Consider the following 21,733-nt stretch of genomic DNA (forward strand, 5'->3'; position numbering starts at 1 on the left):
TCATACGCTATATGTGAATCGTTATAGTGTGAGACACAGTCTAACGTCGAATAATTGTTATTTTCCTGTTTCGTTGTATCCCACGCAGGCTTTACGCACAATATGTCCGTGTTGTGCGGCCGCAGTAGGAGAAAGCATTCGGCCTGGCGGGTCACGCTGGGATGATGCACTGCGGCGGAAAGTGTTACCGATAAGTTTAATGCGGGAGTTTGCATGCCACGATTGCGTAGGATAGGCCTGCTGTGTCTATTATTGGCGGCGCCGCTGGCGCATGCCGCTCAGGTCAGATTGGTGGTAGAGGGGTTGAGCGGACAGCTGCAGCAGAATGTGCGGGCCACGCTGTCGACCATCGACGAAGATGAAATCAGTAACGATGGACGTTTTCGAGTGCGTGCGGCGGATGCCATTCGCCAAGGGCTGCGGGCGCTGGGCTATTTTCAGCCGACCATTGAATTTGAGTACCGGCCCGGATCGACCTTTTCCCGTCCTCAGCTGATCGCTAACGTAACGCCCGGTGAGCCGGTGCGTATCGCCGGGCTCAATGTGCGTATTCGCGGGGCGGCGAAGGACGATCCAGCCTATCAGGCGCTGCTGGCCAAGTCGCTGCCGCCGATCGGCAGCGTGCTCGATCAGGGCGACTATGACAATCTGAAAAATGCCTTGAACTCGCTGGCGCTGCAGCGTGGCTACTTTGGTGCCACCATGCCGGTGCATCAGCTCGGGGTTATCGAGGATCAGCACAAGGCATTCTGGGATATCGAATTCGACAGCGGGCCTCGCTATCGCTTTGGCGACGTGCGGTTCAGCGGCTCGCAGATCCAGACCGCCTATTTACAAAACCTGCGCCCGTTTAAGTCCGGGGAGTATTACAGCGCCGATGACTTGGCCAAGTTCAGCGGCAACCTGTCGGCGACCAACTGGTTTAACTCGGTGGTGGTGTCGCCCGATTTTAAGGCGCTGGGGGCGGATCAGACGCTGCCGCTCCAGGCGGTGGTGACGCCGCGCAGCCAGAATATGGTCGATCTGGGGGGCGGCTATGCGACGGACGTCGGTCCGCGGATGAAGGTCAGCTGGAAGCGCCCCTGGATGAACTCCTATGGCCACAGCCTGGATACCTCGCTGAATCTCTCCATGCCGGAGCAGACGGCGGACTTCAGCTATAAAATTCCGCTGCTGAAGGCCCCGCTGGAGCAGTACTATCTGGTGCAGGGCGGTTTTCAGCGCACCGATCTGAACGACACCCAGTCCGACTCGACCACCCTGAATCTGGCGCGTTACTGGGAGCTCTCCAGCGGCTGGCAGCGCGGCATTAATATGCGCTGGAGCCTCGACCACTTTACGCAGGGGAATCTCACCGAGACCGCCATGCTGCTGTATCCCGGCGTCAGCGTAAACCGCACGCGCTCGCGCGGCGGGCTGATGCCGACCTGGGGAGATACCCAGCGCTACTCGGTGGACGTGTCCAACCGCTATTGGGGGTCATCGGTCGACTTTGCGGTGTTTCAGGCGCAGAACGTCTGGATCCGCACGCTGGCGGAGCGGCACCGTTTCGTGGTGCGCGGCAATCTGGGCTGGATAGAAACCAACGATTTCAATAAGGTGCCGCCATCCCTGCGCTTCTTTGCCGGGGGCGATCGCAGTATCCGCGGCTATAAATATAAATCGATCTCGCCTAAGGGCAGCGACGGTAAGCTGACCGGCGCCTCGCGTCTGGTGACCGGCTCGCTGGAGTACCAGTACAACCTGAGCGGCAAGTGGTGGGGCGGCGTGTTTATCGACTCCGGTGAGGCCGTGAACGATTTTACCAAGAGTGACTTTCACACCGGGACCGGTGTTGGGGTGATCTGGGTGTCGCCGGTCGGCCCCATTCGCCTCAACCTTGGTGTGCCGGTAGGGCGTGAAGATAAGCACGATGTACAGATTTATATCGGACTGGGGCCTGAGCTATGAGGTGGTATAACATCCGGCGCTATGCGCTGATGCTCCTGCTGGGGCTGTTCCTGCTGCTGGCGCTGCTGCTGGGGGGGATGATGACTCAAAGCGGGCTGCATCTGGCGCTCAATGCCGCCGCCCGCTGGGTCCCTGGGCTGGAGATTGGTCGGGTGGAGGGGGGCTGGCGCGATCTGACCTTGCGCGATGTCGGCTACCGGATGCCTGGGGTTGATGTCGCCGTGGGGCAGTTTCATCTCTCGTTGGATATCAGCTGCCTGAAGCGCAGCGAGCTGTGTCTGAACGTGCTGAGCGCCCAGCGGGTGCGGGTGAATGTCGATACCCAGGCGCTGCCGCCGAGTGAGCCGCAGGCGACGCCATCAGCCCCGCTGGGGCGCTTGAGTACCCCCTATCCCTTAGTGCTGCGCCTGCTGCGCCTTAACGACGTGCAGGTGACGGTAGACGGCACGGCGATCACGCTGGATGCCTTGCGTAGCGGGGCGGAGTGGCGCGGATCGCAGCTGCGTTTACAGCCCAGCGATATTCAGGGGCTACGGGTGTCGCTGCCGCCTTCGCCGGCCGCCTCTTCGTCAGCGGAGAGCGCCGTGCCGACGGTCCCGTCCACGCCGCTGGGGGAGACGCTGACGGCGCTGTTTTCTCGGCCGCTGCTGCCAGCGGCGATGAGGCTGGATCTGCCGCTGGATCTGCAGGTGAGCCGTATTTCCGCGCGCCAGGTGCAGATCCGGGCGGCGACCGATCTGGATATCACGTCTCTTGAACTGCGCGCGGCGTTGGATCAACAGCGCCTGGCGCTGCATACCCTGAAGGTCCAGGCGCAGCAGGGGAGCCTGTCGGCGCGCGGCAGTGCGACGTTCAGCGGCCGTTGGCCGCTGGATCTGCAGCTGAACGCCAGCGTGAATCAGGCGCCGCTGAAGGGCGAAAAGCTGCGCCTGGCGCTGAAGGGGGCGATGTACGACACGCTGGCTCTCGATGCCAACCTGTCCGGTCCACTGAGGGCGACCCTGAAAGGGGATACTCGCCTGGCCGACGCCGGCCTGCCGCTGTCGCTGTCGCTTGATAGCCCCAGCCTGCGGTGGCCGCTGGGGGGAACGCCCGACTATCAGGTGAACAATATGGCGCTGCGCCTGACGGGAAGCGCCCATGATTACCGACTGCAGCTGCGCGGCGCGTTTAGCGGCCAGGGGCTGCCGGATGCGGCGCTGGATCTCGCGGGAAAGGGTAACGAGCGTCAGTTTACCCTGAGCCAACTGCAGCTGGCGACGCTGGGCGGCAAGGCCGATATGCAGGCGCTGGTCGACTGGAGCAAAGCGATAAGCTGGCGCAGCAGCCTGACGCTGACGGGGATCGATACCGGGCGTCAGTGGCCGGCGTGGCCGTCGAGCCTGAACGGTAAAATCGAGACCCGCGGTAGCCTGTATGGCGGCAGCTGGCAGCTGCAGGTACCGCAGCTGAAGCTGACGGGGCGAATCAAACAGAATGCGTTGGATGTTGGCGGTCAGCTGCGCGGCAATCAGGCCGGGCAGTGGCAGATCCCCCAACTGCACATCGCGCTGGGGCGTAACCGGATTGAGGTGAACGGCGATCTGGCGCAGAAGCAATGGTCTCTGGACGCGCGTATCGATGCCCCGCGCCTGGATGGAACGCTGCCGGGGCTGGCGGGGACCGCGCGCGGGACGCTGAAGCTGCGCGGTGATCGTCAGGCGCCCCAGCTGCTGGCCGATCTGCAGGCCCGCGGGCTACGTTGGCAGGCGTTGACCATTCAGCGCGTCGCGCTGCTGGGGGATATTCGCTCGGATCAACAGATTCAGGGGTCGCTGGATCTGCGTGTGGACAGCCTAAAGCAAGGCGATATTGATATCAGCCAGCTGACCTTGCGTGCCGCCGGTAATGAACGTAAGCACCGGCTGCAGCTGGTGATGCAGGGGACGCCGCTGGCTGGCCGTTTGACCCTCAACGGCAGTTTGGCGCAGGATCGGGCGCGCTGGAGCGGCACGCTGACGGATACCGACTTTACGACGCCGGTCGGCGAGTGGCGCCTTACCCGCCCCATCGCGCTGGACTATGGCGTCGACAAACAGCAGATGGCCATCGGTCCCCACTGCTGGGAGAACCCCAACGCACGTCTGTGCGTTCCGCAGACCATCGAGGTGGGGGAGAGCGGCAATGTCAGCGTGGTGCTGGAGCGGTTTGATCTGGCGATGCTACAGCCGTTTCTGGGGCCGGATACCCAGCTGCACGGACGCTTCAGCGGACGGGCTCAGGCCCGCTGGCAGGCGGGAGAAGGGCTGCCGCAGGCGCGGATTACGCTCAGCGGCGACGGCGTTAAGCTAGCGCAGCAGGTACAGGGAAATACGCTGCCGGTGGCCCTGAGCACGGTCACGCTAGAGGCCAGCCTGGCCCAGGGGCAAGCTCGCCTTAACTGGCTGATCGGCATCGAGGGCAACGGCCAGCTGCGCGGCGATGTGCGCGTCGCAAACCTGCAGGGGGCGCGTAATCTCTCCGGCAATGTGGATATTCAGCGCCTTTCGCTGGCGCTGCTCAATCCGGCGCTGATGAAGGGGGAGAAGGCGCAGGGTATGCTCAATGCGTCGCTGCGCCTGGGCGGCACGACGCTGCACCCGCAGCTGTATGGCCGTCTGGCGCTGGATGGCGTGGACATCGACGGGCAGTTCATGCCGTTCGATGTCACCGATGCGAACCTCGCGATCAACTTTGACGGCATGAGCTCGGTGCTGCAGGGGGTGATCAAGACCTCGCAGGGACAGCTGAATCTGTCCGGTAATGCGGACTGGCGTAATATGAATGCCTGGCGCGCCCGCATCGCCGCCAGCGGTACGCGCCTGCGGGTGACGGTGCCGCCGATGGTTCGGCTGGATGTCTCGCCGAATATCGTGTTCGATGCCTCCCCAAGCCAGCTGGCGCTGAGCGGGCGGGTGGATATTCCCTGGGCGCGTATCACGGTGCAGGATCTGCCGGAGAGCGCGGTCGGCGTATCCTCCGACGAGGTGATGCTGAACAATGCGCATCAGCCGATCAGGCCGGTCTCCGCCTCGATCCCGCTGCATACCGATCTGACCATTGCCATCGGCAACAACGTTCGCCTCTCCGCCTTTGGTCTCAAGGCCGCGCTAAAAGGCGAGCTGAAGGTGAGCCAGAATCAGAACGGCCTGGGACTGAACGGGCAGATCATGATCCCGCAGGGGCGTTTTGCCGCGTATGGACAGGATCTGTTGATTCGTCAGGGCGAGCTGGTCTTCGCCGGGCCGCCGGGGAATCCACTGCTGAATATTGAAGCGATACGCAATCCGGAGTCGACGGCGAACGATGTTACTGTGGGTGTTCGCGTTACAGGACTTGCCGAGCAGCCGAAACTGGAAGTATTCTCAGATCCGGCAATGTCACAACAAGAAGCCCTTTCCTACCTATTGCGCGGTCAGGGGCTGGACAGCAGCGGCGCAGACAGTAATGCGATGACGTCGATGCTGATCGGCCTGGGCGTCGCGCAGAGTGGTAAACTGGTAGGTAAAATCGGCGAAACCTTCGGCGTCAGCAATCTAACGCTGGATTCGCAGGGGGTTGGTGACAGTTCTCAGGTGGTAGTCAGCGGCTATGTCTTGCCGGGGCTGCAGGTGAAGTATGGCGTGGGGATCTTCGATTCGCTGGCCACGCTGACGCTGCGTTACCGTCTGATGCCGAATCTGTATCTGGAAGCGGTGTCTGGCGTAAATCAGGCACTTGATCTGCTCTATCAGTTTGAGTTTTAACCATGCGAGTGATTGTCTACGGAAGTCTGCGCCGTAAGCAGGGCAACAGCCATTGGATGACCAATGCCACCTGGCTGGGCGATTATGTGCTGGAAGGCTATGATCTGTACGATCTTGGCCATTATCCGGCGGTGGTTCCGGGAGAGGGAAGGGTTTACTGCGAAGTGTACCGGATTACCTCGTCGATCCTGGCGGAGCTGGATGAGCTAAAGAGCAACAGCAAGGATTATCGCCGCGAACTGATCAAAACGCCCTATGGCTGTGCCTGGATCTACATCTATCTCAACGGGGTAGAGGGGCTGCCGCGCATTGCCAGCGGGGACTGGCTAAAGCGTGAGGAAGACTGAAAGAAAAACACCGCCATGAGGCGGTGTTTTTTTATCTGCGTCAAGGTATTACTTGTTCTTGGCGCGTTCGAAAGAGGCGATGATTTCCGCTTTGGCCGCGGCGGCGTCAGCCCAACCCTCGACTTTGACCCACTTGCCCTTCTCCAGATCTTTGTAGTGCTCAAAGAAATGGGCGATCTGGGCGCGCAGCAGCTCAGGCAGGTCGTTAACGTCCTGAATGTGATCGTACTCTTTGGTCAGCTTGCTGTGGGGAACGGCAACCAGCTTAGCATCTTCACCGGCTTCGTCGGTCATCTTCAGTACGCCGACCGGACGGCAGCGGATCACGGAGCCCGGCTGCAGCGGATACGGCGTCGGGACCAGCACGTCTACCGGATCGCCGTCCAGAGACAGGGTGTGGTTGATGTAGCCGTAGTTGCATGGATAGAACATAGCGGTAGACATAAAGCGGTCTACAAACAGGGCGCCAGTGTCTTTATCGATTTCATATTTGATCGGATCGGCGTTGGCCGGAATTTCGATCACTACATAGATATCTTCCGGCATATCTTTACCGGCCGGGACGTTGATCAAGCTCATGTCGGTTTCCTTTCATCAAACCAGAAATGGAGTGACGGCTATTATAGCCGCCACTCCAAAAATGAACAGCGCGCGACGCGCAATGCCGCGCGCCGATGCGGGGATTATGCGTCGGGGAACTGATGCATGAAACGTTCGGCGTCTTCTACCATGGCGCAGCTGCCGACAAAGAACGGGCAGCGCTGATGCAGTGCATCCGGCACGATATCCAGGATGCGGCGGAAGCCGTCGGTGGCCTTGCCTCCGGCCTGCTCTGCCAGGAATGACATCGGGTTGCACTCATACAGCAGGCGCAGCTTACCCTGCGGATGGCTGGCGGTGCTCGGATAGATATAGATGCCGCCCTTCAGCAGGTTGCGGTGGAAGTCCGCCACCAGGGAGCCAATATAGCGGGAGGTATAGGGGCGCTGCGTGGCGCTGTCCTGCTCCTGACAATACTTGATGTACTTCTTCACGCCCAGCGGGAACTTGATGTAGTTGCCTTCGTTGATGGAGTACATGTTGCCGCTGTGCGGGAAACGCAGCCGCTCGTGGGACAGGCAGAAGACCCCAAGGGAGGGATCGTAGGTAAACGCGTGTACGCCGTTGCCGGTCGTGTAGACCAGCATGGTGGAGGAGCCGTAGACCACATAGCCGGCGGCGACCTGGCGATTGCCCGGCTGCAGGAAGTCTTTGCGGGTGACCGGTGTGCCAAGCGGGGTAATCCGGCGATAGATGGAGAAGATGGTACCGACGGAGACGTTAACGTCGATATTGGACGAACCGTCCAGGGGATCCATCAGCACCACGTACTTGGCGTTATTGGCGCGATCGCCTTCGAAGATGACGATGTCATCCTCCTCCTCTGAGGCGATGCCGGCCACTTCACCGCGCGCTTTCAGCGCTGCCTTGAGCTTCTCGTTGGCGTACAGATCCAGCTTCATCTGCACTTCACCCTGAATATTTTCCGCACCGCTGGCGCCGATGATATCGACCAGCCCCGCCTTGTTGATATCGCGGTGGATAATTTTGGCACCCAGCTTGATTGCGGAGAGAAGAGCGGTAAGCTCACCGGTAGCGTGAGGAAAATCCTGCTGTTTTTCGACGATAAACTCGCCTAGCGTTTTCATGACACATTCCCTGATTGTGAGGAGCAGCGGTTTTTTTACAAACCGCCAACGTTTTCGCAGCGCATTTTAGCTAATGTATCGGGGCATTCCTAGGCAATTTCCTTTCGTCTGCGCTGAACTCAGCGTTAGAATGTGAACTAAATCAATGCAATCTACTGGAAGTATTATGCGCATTCATATTCTTGGAGTCTGCGGCACGTTTATGGGGGGGCTGGCGTTATTGGCTCGCCAGCTGGGGCATGACGTTACCGGGTCGGATGCCAATGTCTATCCGCCGATGAGTACGCTACTGCAGCAGCAGGGAATTACGCTGCTGGAGGGCTATGATCCTGCCCACCTAGAGCCCCAGCCGGATCTGGTCATCATTGGCAATGCGATGGCGCGCGGTAACCCGTGCGTCGAGGCGATTCTGGAGCGTAATATCCCCTACGTTTCCGGGCCGCAGTGGTTACATGATGAGGTTTTGCGTCACCGCTGGGTGATCGCCGTTGCCGGCACCCACGGGAAGACCACGACCGCCGGGATGGTGAACTGGATCCTAGAGTCCTGCGGCTATGAGCCTGGTTTTGTGATTGGCGGCGTACCGGGGAACTTCAGCGTATCGGCGCGCCTGGGTAAGAGTCCGTTCTTCGTTATCGAGGCGGATGAGTATGACTGCGCCTTTTTCGATAAGCGCTCTAAGTTCGTCCACTACTGCCCCCGCACCCTGATCCTGAACAATCTGGAGTTTGATCATGCGGATATCTTCGACGATCTGCGGGCGATCCAGCGGCAGTTCCACCATCTGGTGCGACTGGTTCCGGGCCAAGGGCGGATTATTTTACCGGCCGGCGACGCCAACCTGAAGCAGGTGATGGCGATGGGCTGCTGGAGCGAGCAGGAGCTGTGCGGCGATGAGGCCGCCTGGAGCGCGACGCGTCTGTCGACGGATGCCAGCCGCTTCAGCGTCTCTCTGGACGGTGAGTGCGTCGGCGAGGTCGAGTGGGCGCTGGTAGGGGAGCACAACATGCACAACGGGCTGATGGCGATCGCCGCGGCGCGTCATGTCGGCGTTCCTCCCGCAGAGGCCTGCCGGGCGCTAGGGAGCTTTATTAACGCACGCCGTCGCCTAGAGCTGCGCGGGCAGGCCTATGGCGTCAGCGTGTACGACGATTTCGCTCACCACCCGACGGCGATACTGGCGACGCTGGCGGCGCTGCGCGGTAAGGTAGGCGGCACCGCCCGTATTCTGGCCGTGCTGGAGCCGCGATCCAATACCATGAAGATGGGGGTGTGCAAGAATGAGCTGGCGCCTGCGCTGGGTCGGGCCGATGAGGTATTTCTTTATCAGCCACAGCATATTCCCTGGCAGGTGGCAGAGGTGGCAGAGGCCTGTGTACAGCCCGCGCACTGGAGCGCCGATCTCGGTACGCTAGTGGAGATGATCGTGAAAAACGCGCAGCCGGGCGATCACATTCTGGTGATGAGCAACGGGGGCTTTGGCGATATTCACGACCGTTTGCTGCAGGCGCTGGCGCAAAAGTCCGCTGCGCATCAGGCGTGACTCGCGCAACGTCGAGCGCCGCTATCGGATAAACAAAACCGCAGCTCAGGCTGCGGTTTTGCTTTTTGGGGAATGAGCCCTGACGGGCTCGCTCGCGCCTCAGAGAGAGAATCAGCGGTAGATCAGCGCCGTAGCGTGATAGTTGCCGTCGATACGCTCCTCGATAATACGGAAGGCGCTGGCGCCCTGGGACTGGGCCTTGGTCGCCAGCTGCTGATCGATATCGGCGATGGAACCGTCCAGTCCGCTGACCGTGATAACGCCCATCGGCTGCATGTCGCAGGCCTGAGCCGTCGTGATTTCCTGGGCCGGGGGCTGGGCGGCAGCGGCGCCGAATGAAAGGGCGCAAAGGGTAGCTAACGTGGCGATAGTCGCTTTAATTTTCATTGTGTTATGCCTCTGTTGTGACGGGATGTCGTCGTAAAAATGTGATTTGCATCTCATTGTCGAGTATAACGCAATAACTCAATGAATTAATATCACGCTAATTATTTGTTATGTTATTTTAACGTCGCGTAGGGCGTAGATAGATCTTAATGCGCTAAAAACGGTGTAAAAAAGATACAGGAATATAAAAACCGAATACATAACAGAGAATTATATGATTTTGGCGAAAAGTGCGATTCCCTCGCGAAGGGCGGCGATGCTCGGTAGGGATTCTGAGAAAAAAGCCCGCGGGCGGGCTTTATCATGGCGTAGGGCTGAACGGTTGCCGCTGCCTGCGGCGGTGATTACAGCTCTTGCTCAAACAGCGCCAGAATGGCCGCATAAAGCTGTTCGACGGCAAATCCTTTGGCGGGCGTGGTGAAAATGGTGTCATCGCCGGCGATGGTGCCCAGAATCCCCTCGGATTTCCCCAGCGAATCGAGCAGGCGAGCGATCAGCTGCGCCGCGCCGGGGCTGGTATGGATAACCACGATGGCGTCGTTGTGATCGACGTCGAGCACCAGATTCTTCAGCGGGCTGCTAGTGGTTGGCACCCCGAGTTCGGCCGGCAGGCAATAGACCATTTCCATTTTGGCATTACGCGTCCGTACGGCGCCAAATTTGGTCAGCATACGCGATACTTTGGACTGGTTGATATTGTCGAAGCCCAGCTCCTGCAGCGCCTGTACGATCTCTCCCTGAGAGCTGAATTTTTCTTCCTTGAGCAGCGCTTTGAATGCCTTAGTCAGGTCTTCTTGTTTGGTCGTGTTTCGCATTCTTCACCGTAAGGTAGCTATAGACCTGGTTATTATGCGTATTCGTGAATTTTTATGCAATTTAGTCTGTAAATATCCGTGTCATTCGCGCATGAGCGGCGCAAACGGCGTAAAGCGGACGGATCATAAAGCCGTCACCGCGCGTGGATCGGGAAAAAGAGAGCAAACGCACGGAAAAGGTAAATGAAATGTTATTAATATGATGTTGTTGTAATGTAAAACACAGCGTGGATGTAACGCAGGCGTAATCCGACGTAAAGCATGTGCGGATTTTGCGCACAAATTATTGCTATATCTTTCATCGATAAGTCATTTTTTCTAGAAACCTTGCAGCAGAGCATGGAATTAGTGTGTCAGCTCGCAATCTGAGTGTTAACAGATTGTTTTTTATAAAGTGATCTACTAATGTGCGTAGTAATGCATTCACGGCATTCTCCATTTAAATAGTAACAAGGAGTATAGAATGAAAGTTGCGGTTCTCGGCGCAGCGGGTGGCATCGGCCAGGCGCTCGCTCTTCTGCTTAAGACTCAGCTGCCTTCAGGTTCAGAACTCTCCCTTTACGATATCGCCCCGGTAACGCCGGGCGTCGCCGTTGATCTCAGCCATATACCTACGGCGGTCACGGTGCGCGGTTTCGGCGGTGAGGATGCCTCCCCCGCCCTAGAGGGCGCGGATATCGTGCTGATTTCTGCCGGTGTGGCCCGTAAGCCGGGGATGGATCGTTCCGATCTGTTCAACATTAACGCCGGCATCATCCGTAACCTGATCGGACAGGTTGCGCGTACCAGCCCGAACGCCTGCATCGGTATCATCACCAACCCGGTGAATACCATGGTGCCGATTGCGGCTGAGGTGCTGAAGAAGGCGGGGGTATATAACCCGAACAAACTGTTCGGCGTGACGACGCTGGATATCATCCGCTCCAACACCTTCGTCGGTGAGCTGAAGCACCTGGATCCGACAACGCTGGATATTCCGGTGATTGGCGGTCACTCCGGCGTAACGATTCTGCCGCTGCTCTCGCAGATCCCGGGTGTCAGCCTCAGCGAACAAGAGGTGGCTGATCTGACCAAGCGTATTCAGAACGCTGGCACCGAGGTGGTAGAGGCTAAGGCCGGCGGCGGATCGGCAACCTTGGCCATGGGCCAGGCGGCGGCGCGCTTCGCACTGTCGCTGGTGCGGGCGATGCAGGGCGATGAAAACGTCGTGGAGTGCGGCTACGTCGAGAGCGACGGCGAATATGCCCGCTTCTTTGCTCAACCGCTGCTGCTGGGTAAAGAGGGGCTGGTACAGCGCCTGAATATCGGCACGCTGAGCGCCTTTGAACAGCATGCGTTGGAGAGCATGCTGGAGGTGCTGCGTAAAGATATCGCGCTGGGCGAAGACTTTATCAATAAGTAAGTCTGAGCACGAACCCTTGAAAACCGCAGGCATTGCCTGCGGTTTTTTTGTATCGGCAAGAGTGCCGTGCGCGGCGGGGCTGCGGTGTGGACGACCGGGCGTGGCTCAGATCTTTTTGATCGCGGCGGCGTCGCGGATCAGGCGCTTGCGATCCAGCAGCTCATGGGTGACGGGATCGTAGTAACGGCTGGGCCAGATCTCGCTGGGATGGATACTGAGGGCCTCGGCGATTAGCCATTCGCCTTTGGGCCAGGGACGCGTCAAGGCGTTGGCCAGCGTCGAGCTGGACAGACCGGCGTTACGCGATACCTGAGTGAGCGTCAGCCTGCGCTTATGCAGTGCGGCAATGATCTCTGCCGGGTGCCAGTCTTCCGGGAGCGTTTTTTTCATCGGTGGTTTCCTTATCACTGAAAGTACCTTCATGGCGCCTGCTTAAAAAACTCCTCGGTACTATCTGAAAACCCCTTCTTCTTTTCAATTACTTTCTAACTAATGCGATTAATAGAAAGTTAAAACTGTGATGATGGCTGCAGCGCCACATGCAAAAAAAAAGCGCCCGCAGGCGCTTAGACTCGATGGGAGCCGCTTAGAAACTGCGGTTGACGGCCAGGTTCGCCAGTCCAATCAGGGCCTGTTTATGGGGGCTGTCCGGCAGCGGCGCCAGGGCGGCGATGGCTTTGTCGGCCTCTTCTTCTGCTCGGCTGCGGGTGTAGTCCAGCGAGCCGGCCTGTTGCATGGTTTCCAGCACCGGTTCCAGCAGATGACGGCCATTGCCCTGCTCGATCGCCTGGCGGATCATCGCGGATCGCTCGGCGGATCCGTGGTGCATGGCGTGCAGCAGCGGCAGGGTCGGTTTGCCCTCGTTGAGATCGTCACCGGTATTCTTGCCCAGCGTCTTGCCATCGGCATCGTAGTCCAGCAAATCATCGATCAGTTGAAATGCGGTGCCCAGATAGCGTCCGTAATCCTGTAGCGCTTGCTCCTGCGCGGTATCTGCTCCGGCGAGGATCGCCGAACACTGCGCGGCCGCCTCGAACAGACGGGCGGTTTTGCTGTAGATCACCTGCATGTAGTTTTCTTCGCTGATGTCGGGATCATTGACGTTCATCAGCTGCTGTACCTCGCCCTCTGCGATGACGTTGGTGGCCTCCGACATCAGCGCCAGGATGCGCAGCGACTCTAGGCTGGTCATCATCTGAAAGGCGCGGGTATAGATAAAGTCGCCGACCAGTACGCTGGCGGCATTGCCGAAGGCTGCGTTGGCGGTGGCCTTACCGCGGCGCATATCCGACTCATCCACCACGTCGTCATGCAGCAGCGTCGCGGTGTGGATAAATTCGATCAGCGCGGCGATGGTGACGTGGCGATCGCCCTGATAACCGAGCGCGCGTGCGGCCAGTACGGCGATCATCGGGCGGATCCGTTTGCCGCCGCCGCTGATGATGTAGTAGCCAAGCTGGTTGATAAGCGCGACGTCTGAATTTAACTGGTGAAGAATTCTCGCGTTCACATCCGCCATATCCTGCGCGGTTAACTCAGTAATTTGTTCTAAATTCATTGTTTTATTTCAACTGTGTATGGATGTCCCGCCAGGCGGCAGCCCTTGCCAGGCTGCCATGGGCAGCCAACTATAGTATGATTGTACTTGAAAAATGATTTAGATAAACGGCGGGGAGAAAACTGTGCTTTTTTTCTTCTTTTCTCCTGATTCTACCCTTGTCTTCTGAATGATTTTTGCGTAGAATTCGCGCCCTATTGTGAATATTTATAGCGCGTATCGGACTATGAGCCATGCGTGCGGAAATGCGGAGTTTTATATGTACGCGGTTTTCCAAAGTGGTGGTAAACAACACCGAGTAAGCGAAGGCCAGACCGTTCGCTTGGAAAAGCTGGACATCGCAACTGGTGAAACTGTTGAGTTTGACCAGATTCTGATGGTCGCTAACGGCGAAGACATCAAGATTGGCGTTCCTTTTGTAGCTGGCGGTAAAGTTAAGGCTGAAGTTGTTGCTCACGGTCGTGGCGAGAAAGTGAAGATCGTCAAGTTCCGTCGTCGTAAGCATCATCGTAAACAGCAGGGTCACCGTCAGTGGTTCACTGACGTGAAGATCACTGGTATCAGCGCTTAATTTTAGGAGAGCGGATTAATGGCACATAAAAAGGCTGGCGGCTCCAGTCGCAACGGTCGCGATTCCGAAAGCAAACGCCTGGGCGTAAAACGCTTCGGCGGTGAATCAGTTCTGGCAGGCAGCATCATCGTTCGTCAGCGCGGCACCAAGTTCCACGCTGGTAGCAACGTAGGTTGCGGTCGTGACCACACTCTGTTCGCTTTGGCTGACGGTAAAGTTAAGTTCGAAGTTAAAGGCCCGAAAAACCGTAAATTTATCAGCATCGTTGCTGAATAAGTTTTTCGCGTCCTGAATGATGTAAGGCCCCGCAATACTTTGCGGGGCTTTTTTGCGTTATGAAGACAGAGAGGGACAGGGGCGTCCATGGAGAGTAAACAGAGTGCGGCGCTGGGCATCTCGCTGGCGCTGACGACGGCGATTTTCTGGGGCGCGCTGCCGATCGCGATGAAGCAGGTTCTGCCTGACATGGCGCCTGAGACCATCGTTTGGTACCGTTTCTCCATGGCGGCATTAGGGCTGGGCAGCGTGCTGTGCCTGCGTGGTCAGCTGCCGCCGCTGCGCGTATTTCGACAGCGACGCTGGCTGTTGCTGCTGTCCGTGGCGACGGCGGGGCTGCTGGGGAACTTTATCCTGTTTAGCACCTCGCTACAGTATTTGAGCCCAACCACCTCGCAGGTGATTGGACAGCTTTCTCCGGTCGGTCTGATGTTCGCCAGCGTACTGGTGCTGAAAGAGCGGATGCGGCCAGCGCAGGTGATTGGCGCGGCGCTGCTGATCGGTGGGCTGCTCCTGTTTTTTAATACCAGCCTGGCGGAGATTTTTACCCGTCTAACGGACTACACGCTGGGCGTGTTACTCGGGATGGCGGCGGCCGGGGTCTGGGTATGCTATGGCATCGCCCAGAAAGTATTATTGCGTCGCCTGGCCTCGCAGCAGATCCTGTGTCTGTTGTATGCTTTATGTGCGATCTGCCTGTGGCCGTTAGCGCAGCCGGGCCAGATTTATCAGCTGAGCGGCTGGCAGCTGCTGTGCCTGCTGTTCTGTGGGGTCAATACGCTGGTCGGTTACGGCGCGCTGGCCGAGGCCATGGTGCGCTGGCAGGTGGCGAAAGTGGGGGCGATAGTGACGCTGACCCCGCTGTTTACCCTGATGTTTTCTGACGTTTTAGCGCTAGCCTGGCCGGAAACCTTTATGACGCCCAGCCTGAATACGGTGGGGTATATCGGCGCTTTTGTGGTGGTTGCCGGCGCCATGTTTTCTGCGATTGGTCACCGTTGGTGGCCGCGCCAGCGCGCATAAACCGGATTGCCAGCGGGCGGTCCGGTCACTGATTTACGGAGACAGTAAATGAAATTTGTAGATGAAGCCGTGATCCACATCGAAGCAGGTGATGGTGGCAATGGCTGCGTCAGCTTCCGCCGCGAGAAGTATATCCCGAAAGGGGGACCGGACGGCGGCGACGGCGGCGACGGCGGTGACGTATACCTGCTGGCCGATGAAAACCTGAACACGCTGATCGACTATCGCTTTGAAAAGTCTTTCCGCGCCGAACGCGGCCAGAATGGCCAGAGCCGTGACTGCACCGGTAAACGTGGTCAGGATGTAACGATTAAGGTCCCGGTCGGCACCCGGATAACGGACGTCGATACCGGCGAGGTGCTGGGCGATATGACGCGTCACCAGCAGAAGCTGATGGTCGGCAAAGGGGGATGGCATGGCCTGGGCAACACCCGCTTTAAATCCTCTGTTAACCGTACGCCGCGCCAGAAAACCAACGGAACGCCGGGGGATAAACGCGATCTGAGCCTGGAGCTGCTGCTGCTGGCCGACGTCGGCATGCTGGGGCTGCCCAACGCCGGTAAGTCCACCTTTATCCGCGCGGTCTCTGCCGCCAAGCCGAAGGTGGCCGACTATCCGTTTACCACGCTGGTGCCAAGCCTGGGCGTCGTACGCATGGACAGTGAGAAGAGCTTCGTGGTGGCAGATATTCCGGGGCTGATCGAAGGCGCATCAGAAGGCGCTGGCCTGGGGATCCGTTTCCTGCGTCATCTGGAGCGCTGCCGCGTGTTGCTGCACCTGATCGATCTCGCGCCGATCGATGAGTCCGATCCGGTCGAGAATGCCCGGGTGATCATCGGTGAGCTGGAGAAGTACAGCGAGAAGCTGGCTCAGAAGCCGCGCTGGCTGGTGTTCAATAAGACGGACCTGCTGGCGCCGGAGGAGGCGAAGGCGCGCGCTCAGGCGATCGCCGATGCGCTGGGCTGGGAAGGCGAACACTATCTGATCTCTGCGGCCAACCGCGAAGGGGTGAACGCCCTGTGCTGGGATGTGATGAACTTCTTGGAAGCCCATCCGCGCGAAGCGGAAGTGGAAGAAGAGAAAGAGAAGGCCAAGAAAGCCGAGTTCATGTGGGATGACTACCATCGTGAACAGCTGGAGCAGGCCGAAGCCGAGTGGGAAGAGGAAGAGGATGACGACTGGGATGAAGACGACGACGAAGGCGTCGAAATCATCTATCAGCGTTAATCAATCCGCGCGGAATCTGGGGCTGCCTGTAGGGCAGCCCTTTTTTTAACCGAAATCCTGCGGCGTCAGCGGCAGACGGCAGCAGGCGTTGAGCCCCGGCCCCGGGCGGTTATTACGCAGGGTGAGCTGCCCCTTGTGCAGCTGTAGGATGCGCACCACGATATTCAGCCCCAGGCCGCTGCCGCCGAAGCGCCGATCAAGGCGGTGAAAGGGCTCGGTCAGCTCGCTGGCCCGCGATTCATCGATACCGGGCCCGCTGTCGATGACCTGCAGGATACAGCCGTGTTCGTCCGCGCTCAGCGTGACCCGCAGGAGAATATCGCTGCCTTCTGGGCTGTAGCGGTGGGCATTCTCCACCAAATTACGCAGCATCAGGCGGAGCAGCATCGCATCGCCGTGCATCGCTAGCTGTGACGGCGTCTCCAGCCGAAGGTGCTGTCCACGCAGCGCCAGCATCTCGCACAGCTCGCTGCGCTGGGCGAGCACCACCTCGCTTATCAGCTCCAGCTGCAGGTAATGGCCGCTGGCAAAATTCTGTCCGACGCGCGACAGCATCAGCAGCTGCTCGACCGTGTGCATCAGCTGATCGATGCGCTGCACCAGCGTAGTGGCCTCCGGCACGCCGCTCTGCTCCATCAGCTCAAGGTGTAGGCGTACGCCGGCGAGGGGGGTGCGTAGCTCGTGTGCGGCGTCCGCCGTGAACAGACGCTCCTGGCGCAGGGTGTGCTGCAGGCGGCTAAACAGGTGGTTGAGGGTACGGGTGATCGAGGTGATCTCCGTCATACTGCTGTCGATATCGATGGGCGTCAGGTTACTGGGCGAACGTTTCTCTAGCCGCGCCTGTAGCTGGTTAAGCGGGCGGACTATCCAGCTGACGGCCAGCCAGGAGAGCAGCAGCGTGACGGCCATCATCACCAGGGAGGGGATCAGCAGGGCGGCAATGGCCTCGCGGATCTCTTTATCAACCTGCTCCGTGCGCACCTTGGCGCTGAGGGTTTCGTTAACCAGAAAGCTTATCTGCTCCCGGCTTTCGTGCCATAGCCACAGCGCGCTGACCAACTGGGTGACCAGCAGGATCAGCGCCAGCATAATGAGCAGCGTACGGCGCAGGCTGATCACGGCGTTTTCTCCAGCCGATAGCCGACGCCGCGCAGGGTTTTGATCCGGTTTTTCCCCAGCTTGCGCCGCAGGTTATGGATATGTACCTCCAGCGAGTTGGAGCTGAGCTCATCCTGCCAGGAGTAGAGATCCTGCTGGAGAACTTCGCGGCTGATGGTCTGCCCGGCGCGCATCATCAGGCGCGTCAGGATAGCGAACTCTTTGGGGGTGATCTCCAGCGGCAGGCCGCCGCAGCTGACCTGCTGGCTGGAGAGATCCAGATGGATATCGTCGACCTGCAGAGCGTTGTTGCACAGTCCCTGCATGCGACGGATCAGGGCACGGACGCGCGCCAGCAGCTCGGCCAGCGCGAAGGGTTTTACCAGATAGTCATCGGCGCCGGCGTCCAGCCCGCCGACCCGATCGCTGACGGTATCCCGGGCGGTCAGGATCAGCACCGGCGCGTCGATGCCCTCGCGTCGCCACTGACGCAGCGCGCTGGCACCGTCCATACCGGGCAGCCCCAGATCGAGGATGATCAGGCTGTAGTGACCGCTCTGCAGCAGCGCGCTGGCGCTCGCCGCGTTGCCCGCACAGTCACAGGCGTAGTTCTCCCGCGCCATCGCCTGGGCCAGTCCCTGCTGGATCAGGGTATCGTCTTCCACGATCAGAATTTTCATAGCGGCCCGTTAGTTATTGCGGTAAATATCGCGGTACAGGCGGCTTTCAAAGCGCACCAGCGGCTGACGGCGGGTGCGCTGATCCTGCGGTGGAACCGCATAGCCGGATAGGTACTGCACAAAGGCCATACGCTGTCCGCTGGCGGTGGTGATGAAACCGGCCAGGTTATACACCCCCTGCAAGGAGCCGGTCTTGGCGGAGACCTTGCCGTCAACGCCCGCCTCATGTAGACCGCCGCGGTACTGTAGCGTTCCATCGTAGCCGGCCAGCGGCAGCATGCTGATGAAGTTCAGCTGGCTGTCATTTTGGGCGATGTACTGCAGGACCTCCATCATGGTCGCCGGGGAGATCAGGTTATGGCGCGACAGGCCAGAGCCGTCGACCACCACGGAGTTGCCCAGGTTGACCCCCGCCTTTTTGCGCAGGATCTGACGCACCGCATCGGAGCCGGCGCGCCAGGTGCCGGGAACGTTAAAATAGCTGTGGCCAATGGTGCGGAAGACGGTATCGGCAATCATATTGTCCGATTTTTTCAACATCACGCGCAGCAGATCGTGCAGCGGCGCCGACTGGGTCTGTGCAAGTATGGTGCCCTGCGGGGTGACCTGGGTTTCTCGGCGCAGATGGCCGGCAATATCGATGTTGGCCTGCTGTAGCTCGTCTTTGACGATGGCGCCGGCGTAGGCGGCGCCGTCCTGTACGGCGAAGGCCAGCGGCAGCGGGTCGGCGCGCTGGGTCAGGCAGCCGGTCAGGGTGTAGCGGTTGAGTTCGCCGGGGACGACGTCCAGCTCGCAATAGGGGGCCTCAGCAGAACCGCGAGCCAGGGTTTTCACCTCGCTGAACATGTGCACCGGATAATAGGAGGCGACGCGGATAAACGCGCGATCGCCGGCTTTCGGGGCGCTGTACAGCGAGATGGAGAAGCAGTTGCGATCGACGATGGCGGCGGCCGGCGGTGCGCTGAAGCACTGGGTCAGATCGTTCCAGGGCCAGCCGGGGGCTTTGTCATGGCTGGCAAACACCGAGGTATCGATGAGAATATCGCCGCTGATGCGCGTGACGCCCTGTTTCTTCAGGGCGGCGACCATGTTGCGGATATTCTGGCGGCGCAGCGTCGGATCGCCGTCGAAGCGCACGATAAGGTCGCCGTTTAGGGCGCCTGCGCTGATCTGTCCACGGGTCTCAAAGGTGGTATTAAAGCGGAAGTCCGGCCCCAGCTGTAGCAGCGCCGCCAGCGCCGTGATCACCTTCTGGGTGCTGGCGGGCAGCGCCATCTGCTGACCGTGATAGTCGATGGTCGGCGTGGTTGAGCCGACTTTTTGCACCATCAGCGCCAGATTGGTGCCTTCTGGCAGATATTGGGCATAGTCTTGCACCGGTGTTGCTTGGACGCTGAACACCAGTGCACAGGCCAGTCCACTCAATAATCGTGAAAATCGCATAGTCCCGCGGAAGCCGATAAGTGAATCGAATAAGTGATGTGCCTGTCATACTAAGGCGCAATGTGGGTCAAAGTAAACGATGATACTTCGCTGACTCTAGGCTAGAATGGCCGACAAAAGACAGCATAGTGCCTGACCGGGATCGCCGTTCTGGTCAGGTTTCTTTTGTATGGCGCCGGGCCGGATGGGCGCTACCCGTGCCGTGGCTTCCGGGCGCCGACAAAGCAGATTTCGAGGTGACTAAAACAATGAATCAGATTCCGATGACGTTGCGTGGTGCAGAGAAACTGCGTGAAGAGTTAGATTTTCTGAAGGGAACCCGTCGTCCACAGATTATTGCGGCCATCGCCGAAGCGCGTGAGCACGGCGACCTGAAAGAGAATGCGGAGTATCACGCCGCGCGTGAGCAGCAGGGTTTCTGCGAAGGCCGCATTCAGGAGATCGAAGCCAAACTGTCCAATGCCCAGGTGATTGACGTGACCAAGATGCCCAACAATGGCCGGGTTATCTTTGGATCAACCGTCAGCGTGGAGAATCTGGATACGGAAGACCAGCAGACCTACCGCATCGTGGGCGACGATGAGGCGGATTTCAAACACAATCTGATTTCGGTCAACTCGCCGATTGCGCGTGGTCTGATCGGGAAAGAAGAGGGTGACGTGGTGACGATCAAAACGCCGGGCGGTGAGGTTGAGTACGAAATCCTTAAGGTTGAGTATCTCTGATCTTTTACCCGCTCTGCGCCCCTCGTCCGTGCAGCAGCGTGTCCGCTAGTGTAAAGATAGGAAAAGGCCGCGTTGCGGCCTTTGCGTTATGCTGAGAAAGCACGTCTTTCTGTGTTATATCTTTTCTTTATACGAAAAGAGATTAACGGGGTAAACTGATCTTGCGTTCTTCGCTCGGGCGGTAAATCACCAGGATGTTACCGATCAGCTGAACGTTGCACGCACCGGTTTCACGGACGATGGCGTTGGCGATCAGGGTTTTGGTTTCGCGCTCTTCAGCGGCGATCTTCACCTTGATCAGCTCATGGTGCGCCAGCGCCTGTTCAATTTCTGCGAGCACCCCTTCGGTAAGGCCGTTCGCGCCGAGTTGCACAACAGGCTTCAGCGAATGGGCCAAGCTTTTCAGGTGCTGTTTTTGCTTGTTAGTCAGATTCATCGTCTTTTTTGCTTAGGTTGGGATTGAAAACGGTACATTCTAGCGCCATCTCAGCATTATCACCAAATCGGTCTTGCGCCGCCTCGGTGTTTTCAAAGCAGATGAACCTGTGATTTAGTGAGTATTCAAGATGGGTAAAAAACGTTCGGCCAGTTCGAGTCGCTGGTTACAGGAACATTTTAGCGATAAATATGTGCAGCAGGCACAGAAAAAGGGGCTGCGTTCGCGCGCCTGGTTTAAACTGGACGAGATCCAGGGCTCGGATAAGATCTTCCGACCAGGCATGACCGTGGTAGATTTGGGCGCCGCTCCCGGGGGATGGTCACAGTATGTGGTCACACAAATCGGCGATAAAGGCAGGATAATTGCATGTGATCTTTTGCCTATGGATCCTATCGTCGGCGTCGATTTCCTCCAGGGGGATTTTCGTGATGAATTGGTGCTGGGCGCACTGATGGAGCGAGTTGGCGATGCTAAGGTTCAGGTGGTGATGTCGGATATGGCGCCGAACATGAGCGGCACGCCGTCTGTGGATATCCCGCGCTCCATGTACCTGGTTGAGCTGGCGCTGGAGATGGCCAAGGATGTTCTGGCGCCCGGCGGTAGTTTTGTGGTGAAAGTCTTTCAGGGAGAGGGGTTTGACGAGTATCTGGGCCAGATCCGCTCCCTGTTTACGAAGGTTAAGATTCGTAAGCCGGATGCTTCGCGCGCGCGTTCGCGGGAAGTATACATCGTAGCGACAGGGCGGAAACTGTAGTACCCTAACGCTGTTTGTTAACACAGTTGTAAAAAGAGGTTAA

The 21,733-nt window shown here is 58.7% G+C and carries 21 protein-coding genes; 11 read left to right on the plus strand and 10 right to left on the minus strand.

The genetic code is table 11. The features are described from left to right. Window positions 1-213 precede the first annotated feature (213 nt). From tamA to L1P05_RS01885, 3 genes are read left to right on the plus strand one after another with little or no spacing between them, the layout of a single operon-like run. Complete coding sequence (gene tamA / locus L1P05_RS01875) at window positions 214-1,950, plus strand: autotransporter assembly complex protein TamA (protein ID WP_012847252.1); 1,737 nt, start codon at window positions 214-216, stop codon at window positions 1,948-1,950. Beyond that, a complete protein-coding gene (tamB, locus tag L1P05_RS01880) occupies window positions 1,947-5,714 on the plus strand; it encodes an autotransporter assembly complex protein TamB (protein ID WP_012847253.1) in 3,768 nt (1,255 codons plus the stop codon). The genes tamA and tamB overlap by 4 nt, the downstream gene beginning before the upstream one ends. Window positions 5,715-5,716: 2 nt before the next feature. Next, window positions 5,717-6,061 (plus strand): gamma-glutamylcyclotransferase family protein, encoded by a 345-nt coding sequence (locus tag L1P05_RS01885; RefSeq protein ID WP_012847254.1) that lies wholly within the window; start codon window positions 5,717-5,719, stop codon window positions 6,059-6,061. Between the two features lie 48 nt (window positions 6,062-6,109). On the opposite strand, the gene ppa is transcribed toward L1P05_RS01885, so the two are convergent. Next, on the minus strand, window positions 6,110-6,640 hold the full coding sequence (gene ppa / locus L1P05_RS01890) for an inorganic diphosphatase (RefSeq protein WP_012847255.1): 531 nt from the start codon (window positions 6,638-6,640) through the stop codon (window positions 6,110-6,112). A gap of 104 nt (window positions 6,641-6,744) precedes the next feature. Continuing rightward, window positions 6,745-7,749, minus strand: a complete 1,005-nt coding sequence (gene fbp, locus L1P05_RS01895; RefSeq protein WP_012847256.1) for a class 1 fructose-bisphosphatase — start codon at window positions 7,747-7,749, stop codon at window positions 6,745-6,747. Window positions 7,750-7,915: 166 nt separating this feature from the next. On the opposite strand from fbp, the gene mpl reads away from it, so the two are divergent. Beyond that, window positions 7,916-9,292 carry a UDP-N-acetylmuramate:L-alanyl-gamma-D-glutamyl-meso-diaminopimelate ligase gene (mpl, locus tag L1P05_RS01900; protein ID WP_012847257.1) on the plus strand — a complete coding sequence of 459 codons (1,377 nt, stop codon included), beginning with the start codon at window positions 7,916-7,918 and terminating at the stop codon, window positions 9,290-9,292. Between the two features lie 111 nt (window positions 9,293-9,403). Here mpl and L1P05_RS01905 read toward each other — a convergent pair whose 3' ends face one another. Then, the gene (locus L1P05_RS01905) at window positions 9,404-9,679 is read right to left on the minus strand and encodes a YdgH/BhsA/McbA-like domain containing protein (protein ID WP_012847258.1); all 276 of its coding nucleotides are present in this window, start codon (window positions 9,677-9,679) and stop codon (window positions 9,404-9,406) included. 344 nt (window positions 9,680-10,023) lie between these two features. Beyond that, complete coding sequence (gene argR, locus L1P05_RS01910) at window positions 10,024-10,494, minus strand: transcriptional regulator ArgR (RefSeq protein ID WP_012847259.1); 471 nt, start codon at window positions 10,492-10,494, stop codon at window positions 10,024-10,026. A 463-nt stretch (window positions 10,495-10,957) separates the two neighbouring features. Between argR and mdh the strand changes: the two genes are divergently transcribed. Further along, window positions 10,958-11,896 (plus strand): malate dehydrogenase, encoded by a 939-nt coding sequence (gene mdh / locus L1P05_RS01915; protein ID WP_012847261.1) that lies wholly within the window; start codon window positions 10,958-10,960, stop codon window positions 11,894-11,896. A 105-nt stretch (window positions 11,897-12,001) separates the two neighbouring features. On the opposite strand, the gene L1P05_RS01920 is transcribed toward mdh, so the two are convergent. Together L1P05_RS01920 and ispB are read right to left on the minus strand one after the other, a co-directional pair. Further along, entirely contained in the window at window positions 12,002-12,286 is a 285-nt protein-coding gene (locus tag L1P05_RS01920; RefSeq protein WP_012847262.1) for a helix-turn-helix domain-containing protein, read from the minus strand. Between the two features lie 196 nt (window positions 12,287-12,482). Further along, window positions 12,483-13,454 carry an octaprenyl diphosphate synthase gene (gene ispB, locus L1P05_RS01925; protein WP_012847263.1) on the minus strand — a complete coding sequence of 324 codons (972 nt, stop codon included), beginning with the start codon at window positions 13,452-13,454 and terminating at the stop codon, window positions 12,483-12,485. Between the two features lie 259 nt (window positions 13,455-13,713). Between ispB and rplU the strand changes: the two genes are divergently transcribed. The 4 genes from rplU (at window position 13,714) to cgtA (ending at window position 16,551) form a co-directional block, all read left to right on the plus strand. Then, the gene (rplU, locus tag L1P05_RS01930) at window positions 13,714-14,025 is read left to right on the plus strand and encodes a 50S ribosomal protein L21 (protein WP_005281302.1); all 312 of its coding nucleotides are present in this window, start codon (window positions 13,714-13,716) and stop codon (window positions 14,023-14,025) included. Between the two features lie 18 nt (window positions 14,026-14,043). Beyond that, window positions 14,044-14,301 (plus strand): 50S ribosomal protein L27, encoded by a 258-nt coding sequence (gene rpmA, locus L1P05_RS01935; protein ID WP_012847264.1) that lies wholly within the window; start codon window positions 14,044-14,046, stop codon window positions 14,299-14,301. An 87-nt stretch (window positions 14,302-14,388) separates the two neighbouring features. Continuing rightward, on the plus strand, window positions 14,389-15,324 hold the full coding sequence (locus L1P05_RS01940) for a DMT family transporter (protein ID WP_012847265.1): 936 nt from the start codon (window positions 14,389-14,391) through the stop codon (window positions 15,322-15,324). Between the two features lie 48 nt (window positions 15,325-15,372). After that, on the plus strand, window positions 15,373-16,551 hold the full coding sequence (gene cgtA, locus L1P05_RS01945; protein WP_012847266.1) for an Obg family GTPase CgtA: 1,179 nt from the start codon (window positions 15,373-15,375) through the stop codon (window positions 16,549-16,551). A gap of 45 nt (window positions 16,552-16,596) precedes the next feature. Here cgtA and pmrB read toward each other — a convergent pair whose 3' ends face one another. The 3 genes from pmrB to dacB are packed head-to-tail and all read right to left on the minus strand — an operon-like array spanning window position 16,597 to window position 19,772. Beyond that, entirely contained in the window at window positions 16,597-17,670 is a 1,074-nt protein-coding gene (pmrB, locus tag L1P05_RS01950; protein WP_012847267.1) for a two-component system sensor histidine kinase PmrB, read from the minus strand. Continuing rightward, a complete protein-coding gene (gene pmrA / locus L1P05_RS01955) occupies window positions 17,667-18,329 on the minus strand; it encodes a two-component system response regulator PmrA (RefSeq protein ID WP_012847268.1) in 663 nt (220 codons plus the stop codon). The genes pmrB and pmrA overlap by 4 nt, the downstream gene beginning before the upstream one ends. Before the next feature lie 9 nt (window positions 18,330-18,338). Next, window positions 18,339-19,772: a serine-type D-Ala-D-Ala carboxypeptidase gene (gene dacB / locus L1P05_RS01960; RefSeq protein WP_034168262.1), complete on the minus strand. Its 1,434-nt coding sequence runs from the start codon at window positions 19,770-19,772 to the stop codon at window positions 18,339-18,341. 248 nt (window positions 19,773-20,020) lie between these two features. Between dacB and greA the strand changes: the two genes are divergently transcribed. Next, on the plus strand, window positions 20,021-20,497 hold the full coding sequence (greA, locus tag L1P05_RS01965; RefSeq protein ID WP_012847270.1) for a transcription elongation factor GreA: 477 nt from the start codon (window positions 20,021-20,023) through the stop codon (window positions 20,495-20,497). A 142-nt stretch (window positions 20,498-20,639) separates the two neighbouring features. On the opposite strand, the gene yhbY is transcribed toward greA, so the two are convergent. Continuing rightward, window positions 20,640-20,933: a ribosome assembly RNA-binding protein YhbY gene (yhbY, locus tag L1P05_RS01970; RefSeq protein WP_012847271.1), complete on the minus strand. Its 294-nt coding sequence runs from the start codon at window positions 20,931-20,933 to the stop codon at window positions 20,640-20,642. Between the two features lie 130 nt (window positions 20,934-21,063). Between yhbY and rlmE the strand changes: the two genes are divergently transcribed. Beyond that, on the plus strand, window positions 21,064-21,690 hold the full coding sequence (gene rlmE, locus L1P05_RS01975) for a 23S rRNA (uridine(2552)-2'-O)-methyltransferase RlmE (protein WP_012847272.1): 627 nt from the start codon (window positions 21,064-21,066) through the stop codon (window positions 21,688-21,690). The last annotated feature ends 43 nt before the right edge of the window (window positions 21,691-21,733 follow it).

Origin of the sequence: Edwardsiella piscicida (assembly GCF_021733145.1) — a bacterium.
Lineage (GTDB): Bacteria > Pseudomonadota > Gammaproteobacteria > Enterobacterales > Enterobacteriaceae > Edwardsiella > Edwardsiella piscicida.